The 6,102-nt window shown below is 51.7% G+C and carries 6 protein-coding genes; 2 read left to right on the top strand and 4 right to left on the bottom strand.

Going from position 1 to position 6,102, the window contains the following annotated elements; genetic code table 11:
- Positions 1 to 599: 599 nt before the first annotated feature.
- Positions 600 to 2,189 carry a bifunctional phosphoribosylaminoimidazolecarboxamide formyltransferase/IMP cyclohydrolase gene (purH, locus tag UC15_RS11430; RefSeq protein WP_112288558.1) on the top strand — a complete coding sequence of 530 codons (1,590 nt, stop codon included), beginning with the start codon at positions 600 to 602 and terminating at the stop codon, positions 2,187 to 2,189.
- 45 nt (positions 2,190 to 2,234) lie between these two features.
- Positions 2,235 to 3,524, top strand: a complete 1,290-nt coding sequence (gene purD, locus UC15_RS11425) for a phosphoribosylamine--glycine ligase (protein ID WP_112288557.1) — start codon at positions 2,235 to 2,237, stop codon at positions 3,522 to 3,524.
- Positions 3,525 to 3,589: 65 nt separating this feature from the next.
- On the opposite strand, the gene UC15_RS11420 is transcribed toward purD, so the two are convergent.
- From UC15_RS11420 to nfi, 4 genes are all read right to left on the bottom strand, one after another.
- Positions 3,590 to 4,243, bottom strand: a complete 654-nt coding sequence (locus UC15_RS11420; RefSeq protein WP_181955600.1) for a DUF1481 domain-containing protein — start codon at positions 4,241 to 4,243, stop codon at positions 3,590 to 3,592.
- A 51-nt stretch (positions 4,244 to 4,294) separates the two neighbouring features.
- Complete coding sequence (hupA, locus tag UC15_RS11415) at positions 4,295 to 4,567, bottom strand: nucleoid-associated protein HU-alpha (protein WP_013577396.1); 273 nt, start codon at positions 4,565 to 4,567, stop codon at positions 4,295 to 4,297.
- A 190-nt stretch (positions 4,568 to 4,757) separates the two neighbouring features.
- Positions 4,758 to 5,348 carry a YjaG family protein gene (locus UC15_RS11410; RefSeq protein ID WP_112288556.1) on the bottom strand — a complete coding sequence of 197 codons (591 nt, stop codon included), beginning with the start codon at positions 5,346 to 5,348 and terminating at the stop codon, positions 4,758 to 4,760.
- A gap of 70 nt (positions 5,349 to 5,418) precedes the next feature.
- Positions 5,419 to 6,099 carry a deoxyribonuclease V gene (gene nfi, locus UC15_RS11405; protein WP_112288555.1) on the bottom strand — a complete coding sequence of 227 codons (681 nt, stop codon included), beginning with the start codon at positions 6,097 to 6,099 and terminating at the stop codon, positions 5,419 to 5,421.
- Positions 6,100 to 6,102: the final 3 nt, after the last annotated feature.

The following is a 6,102-nucleotide window of genomic DNA, read 5'->3' as shown; positions in this document are numbered from 1 at the left end:
TTTGCCACCGAAGTGGCTGATATCGTCTTGTGAGTGCCCACACAGATTGTCTGATAAATTGTTAAAGAGCAGTGAGTTACGCGCTTTCGCTTGCTAACTCGAGGTGGCGTATATTACGCTTTCCTCATTCAGTGTCAACCGTTTATTTCATCCGGTTGCCGCTGTTTTTAATCTTTCCGACCCGGTTACTTCGTGATGTTGTTCACGTTGTTCCCTGTCGATGGAGCGGCATTATAGGGAGTTCTCAGCAGGCCGCAAGGGCTAATTTTAAGAAAAATCACTGTTTGCTGCATTACACAGCAAACACACTGCTTATACCGTGTTTTACACAGATTTATCCACAGGAGCACAGGAATCTCAAATTTTGCGAGCGTCGCGCAATCGTTTTCGCTACAATTTCGCGCGTCAGTTTTCGCAGCCCTTTATGGGTAATAAATGAAATACCGGTTGCCGGAGGGGAGTTATCCGAGCTCAGTCCCGCGTTTTCTGCAAATTGCTCTCAATAATTTTCTCTATATAAAGAGAAGGAGAGAAGAAAAGCGTCACTGAACTCCGATAACGATCTTTACTGCGACTCCAAAGCCAAGGATACAACCACCATGCAACAATCTCGTCCAATCCGCCGCGCCCTGCTCAGTGTTTCTGACAAAGCCGGTATCGTAGAATTCGCCCAGGCCCTTTCTTCGCGTGGCGTTGAATTACTTTCCACTGGCGGAACTGCCAGTCTGTTGGCTAAAGCCGGCCTGCCAGTCACTGAAGTGTCTGACTACACCGGTTTTCCGGAAATGATGGATGGACGCGTCAAAACTCTGCACCCGAAAGTTCACGGCGGCATTCTCGGTCGTCGCGGGAAAGATGATGAAATTATGGCGCAGCATTCCATTGCGCCAATCGACATGGTGGTCGTTAACCTTTATCCGTTCGCACAAACCGTCGCGCGCCCGGACTGTTCACTGGAAGATGCAGTAGAAAACATTGATATCGGTGGCCCGACAATGGTTCGCTCAGCGGCGAAGAACCACAAAGACGTCGCCATCGTGGTTAAGAGCAGCGACTATGCATCTATTATAGAAGAGATGGATTCCAACAGCAGCTCACTGACGCTGGCGACCCGTTTCAATCTGGCGATCAAAGCTTTCGAGCACACGGCCTCTTATGACGGCATGATTGCCAACTACTTCGGTACCATGGTGCCGGCTTATCACGGCGATACCGAATCCGCTTCCGGACAGTTCCCGCGCACACTGAATCTTAGCTATATAAAGAAACAAGATATGCGTTATGGCGAAAACAGCCATCAGAACGCGGCCTTCTATATAGAAGAGAACGTCAGCGAAGCTTCGGTTGCCACTTCTACCCAGCTTCAGGGCAAAGCGCTTTCTTATAACAACATTGCGGATACCGATGCCGCACTGGAATGTGTGAAAGAATTTGCTGAACCGGCCTGCGTCATCGTTAAACATGCCAATCCTTGCGGCGTGGCCATCGGTGACAGCATTCTTGCAGCTTACGAGCGCGCCTATCAGACTGATCCGACATCCGCTTTCGGCGGCATTATTGCCTTCAACCGTGAACTGGATGCCGAAACAGCAAAAGCCATCATCAGCCGTCAGTTTGTAGAAGTGATCATTGCGCCATCTGTCAGTGCCGAAGCTCTGACCCTGACCGCAGCCAAACAAAACGTTCGCATACTGACCTGCGGGCAATGGGAAGATCGTCAGAAAGCACTGGACTTCAAACGTGTTAACGGCGGCCTGCTGGTTCAGGATCGCGATTTGGGTATGGTTGATACAGCTGATCTGCGCGTGGTTTCAGAGCGCCAGCCGACGGAGCAGGAACTGACAGATGCGCTGTTCTGCTGGAAAGTCGCAAAATTCGTGAAATCCAACGCCATTGTGTATGCACGTGACAAAATGACCATCGGTATCGGCGCTGGCCAGATGAGCCGCGTTTACTCCGCTAAAATTGCCGGAATTAAAGCCGCCGACGAAGGTCTGGAAGTCGCCGGTTCTGTCATGGCTTCTGATGCTTTCTTCCCGTTCCGCGACGGCATCGATGCAGCAGCAGCAGTAGGCATCACCTGCGTTATTCAGCCTGGCGGTTCTATCCGTGACGATGAAGTGATCGCCGCGGCAAACGAACACGGCATTGCGATGCTGTTCACCGACATGCGCCACTTCCGTCATTAATTTTCTTTTAGCGGGTGCGATGCGCCCGCTCACCGGAGTCTTCGAATGAATATTTTAATTATCGGTAACGGCGGGCGTGAACATGCACTGGCATGGAAGGCATCGCAGTCACCTCTTGCTGATAAAGTCTTTGTTGCGCCTGGCAATGCCGGTACCGCGCTGGAGCCGTTGCTGGAAAACGTGGACATCGCCGCCACTGACATCGCCGGTTTGCTGGCTTTCGCTAAAAGTCATGACATCGGCCTGACCATTGTTGGCCCTGAAGCGCCACTGGTGATTGGTGTGGTGGATGCTTTCCGCGCAGCCGGTCTGAAAATCTTTGGCCCGACGCAGGAAGCCGCGCAGCTGGAAGGTTCTAAAGCTTTCACTAAGGATTTCCTGGCTCGCCATAACATTCCAAGCGCTGATTATCAGAACTTCACTGAAATCGAACCTGCGCTGGCTTATCTGCGCAGCAAAGGCGCGCCGATTGTTATCAAAGCTGACGGTCTGGCAGCAGGTAAAGGCGTCATTGTTGCGATGACGTTGAAAGAAGCGGAAGACGCCGTTCACGACATGCTGGCGGGCAATGCTTTCGGCGATGCAGGCCATCGCATTGTTATTGAAGAATTCCTCGACGGCGAAGAAGCCAGTTTCATCGTTATGGTCGACGGTACCAATGTGTTACCGATGGCGACCAGTCAGGATCACAAACGCGTGGGTGACGGCGACAGCGGCCCGAATACCGGCGGCATGGGCGCTTATTCTCCGGCGCCGGTAGTGACCGATGAAATTCATCAGCGCGTCATGGATCAGGTTATCTGGCCGACCGTTCGTGGCATGGCGGCAGAAAACAACACTTATACCGGTTTCCTGTATGCAGGTCTGATGATCTCAGCTGACGGCCAGCCGAAAGTGATCGAGTTCAACTGCCGTTTCGGCGATCCGGAAACTCAGCCGATCATGTTGCGTCTGCGCTCAGATCTTGTGGATCTTTGCCTCGCCGGTGCTGAAGGTCGTCTTGGCGATAAAACGTCCGAGTGGGATCCGCGCCCGTCGCTGGGTGTCGTGCTCGCCGCAGGTGGCTATCCTGCCGATTACAAAACCGGAGACGTTATCCACGGCCTGCCGCTGGAAGAGGTGCCAGATGGCAAAGTCTTCCAGGCCGGAACCCGCTTGCAGGATGAACGTGTGGTAACGAATGGCGGCCGCGTATTGTGTGTGACGGCGTTGGGCAAAACCGTGGAAGCGGCTCAGGCACGCGCTTATGATTTAGCAAAAGATATTCACTGGGAAGGCAGCTTCTGCCGCAAAGACATCGGTTATCGCGCTATCGACCGCGAACGTAATCATTAATTTTTTCCGTCCCGACGATCAACAAAGGCACGCTTCGGCGTGCCTTTTCTTTTATCAAAACGGGATCAGAGGTCAGACTCTTTCGGTTCCCATTTACAGAAATCTTCATTGGCGACCAGCAACAGCTCGTTGCCCTGCGGTGCCGTCAGCCAGGCTAGCCCCAGATTATCATTACTGCGACTGGCTCGTTTCGCCAGCCAGACCTGTGAACGGACAGTCAGCGCCGGCGTCACTTGTTCACCTGCGCAGGTCGTTATGATGCCTTTGCGCCAGCGAGCCTGAACCAGGCGGACATTGCCTGCCTGCAGCGCATTGCTCAGGTCGAGGATTTTTGACGCTTCATATTTATAGCGTTCGATTTCATCAGAGGATAATTTTTCCCGACGCTCCGGGAGCTGTCGCTGCATAAAGCTGACATTGCCACCCTCGTCAAAACGCAGCATGACGCCCAAATCCGTTTTGGTGGCATGAGTTTCTTTAATCAGGTGCAATTGCCCCTGCTGGAATTCGTATCGGGTGATGATCGTATCGCCGCCGAAATAGGGGCTATAGACGTTGAGAATGGTTTGAGGCTCGTGCTGGGCGGTATCTTCACGCCAGAGCCGGTTGATTCCCTGATCAGCAACATAACCGCTGGCAAAGAATAACTCAGGACCTTTATCAGAACTACAACCCACCAGACCGAGCACCAGTAAACCTGCTACCAGCCTGGGGGTGATAAACTGAAGGGGCCTAAAAACCCCTCCGCTTATTCTTTTCACTGCAAGCAATTACTTAACAGCGTCTTTCAGAGCTTTACCAGAAACGAACGCAGGCACGTTTGCAGCTGCGATTTTGATTTCTTTACCAGTCTGTGGGTTACGACCAGTACGCTCGTTACGATGATTTACCTTGAAAGTCCCGAAACCAACCAATTGTACAGCATCACCTTCTTTCAGAGACTCGGTAATAGCAGACAGAGTAGATTCAAGAGCAACTTTGGCCTGTGCTTTGGAAAGATCAGCTTTGTCCGCAATTACATCAATCAGTTGAGTCTTGTTCATAAGTTATCCTTTACAGTGTGTTTATCGTTTGCAAAGCATCGAGTGCGACGGATATGCCGATTGACAGCACCCTCCTGCATACACGCACCGATAGCCACTTTTTTTACGCACCCCAAATGTAGACCAGACAGGGTGCGGATGTGAAGCCTTAAGGCACGACAAATCAGGCGTTAAATCACGTTTTATTGCCTTATTGCGCTAAATTTATGCCGATGTTACTGACAGCGGCTTCACGCAGGTCAGAACGTAACCCTTTTATTAATTCCAGGTCACGCTCTTCACAGTCAGCCAACAGGCGAAAAATCTCCCATTGGATGTCCCATTCTTCTTCAACGGCAGGAATGACCTTGAGTTCTTCATCGGTCATTTCTTTACCTGCCTGAGTCATTTCCAGCATCGCGACAGTACGAATTGACGTCTCACTCACCGCAATCGCATGAGACAGCGTTTCGCCGCTCAGACGCGAATGAATCAGTTCGCCTAATGCAATACACGCATCAATCGCCGGATAAACCCCGTAGAGATCGTAATCATCGGAAGAAGGCACCGCTTCCTCCAGTTTTTCGAGCTGTGAGTCAAAATTGACCTTGGCGTCTTTTATCACCAACGTTTCCCAGATTAAGTCCAGGATACGACGGTAAAGCTGTGCTTCGCCAAACCCGGTTTCCAGGCAAAATGCCTGATAGTTCGGGTACATGCGTTCGCACAAGCTCGCCATAAACGTCACGTGTTGCCAGCTTTCCAGCTTTTCGAGACGTAAATGAATTGGATTACGTAACATGAGTTGATCTCGTTAACTTTTCTGCGCGGGAGTTTACCTGAAATAAATCAATATCCCTATTCCTTGATTCCTAAAGATCATCACTCAAGCGTTGCCAGCGTTGAAACGACGCCCGGTTTGATGCCACGGCATCAGCCCAACGGGTCGGTTCCGGCAGCCGATATTGCCGCATGCATTGTTCCACCCAATAAAGAGAGGAGTCCATGCTGATCCGATTACCAGGCGAGATGAACAATGGATTACAGCGTAGCTTGCTTCGCCACACCCAGCCAATCTGTTCATCGCCTTCATACAGCCCCTGTCTGCTGTGTAGCGCTTCACCTAACGGCAGGAACTGCCCGCATAAACGGCTTTTCGCCACACCAATGGTCGGCACGTGAATCATCAGGCCAAAATGACTGGCGACACCGAGGCGCCGCGGATGCGCGATCCCCTGCCCGTCAACCAGAACCAGATCAGGGTGCGATGAGATTTGCTGCCAGGCTTGTAAAAGTGCGGGAAGCTCACGGAAAGAAAGGAAACCAGGAATGTAGGGCATGACGGTCGGAATGCGGGCTATCTGATATTCGACCAGCTCCAAAGTTGGATAACTCAGAACAGCGACCGCCGCGCGGGTGACTTCACCGCCCTGCTCAAACCCGACATCCACACCGGCGATCAACGACGGTGTAGTGAATTCAGGCGGATCCTGCAGTTCTATCTGATCTGCAAGGATCCGTTGCTCTTCACGTAACGCGCGCGTGTCGATCATAAC

Source organism: Rahnella sp. AN3-3W3 (genome assembly GCF_003263545.1).
In the GTDB taxonomy this organism is placed as follows: domain Bacteria; phylum Pseudomonadota; class Gammaproteobacteria; order Enterobacterales; family Enterobacteriaceae; genus Rahnella; species Rahnella variigena.
Note: the sequence above shows the minus strand (reverse complement) of the source record. Positions and strands in the feature narration are given on the sequence as shown.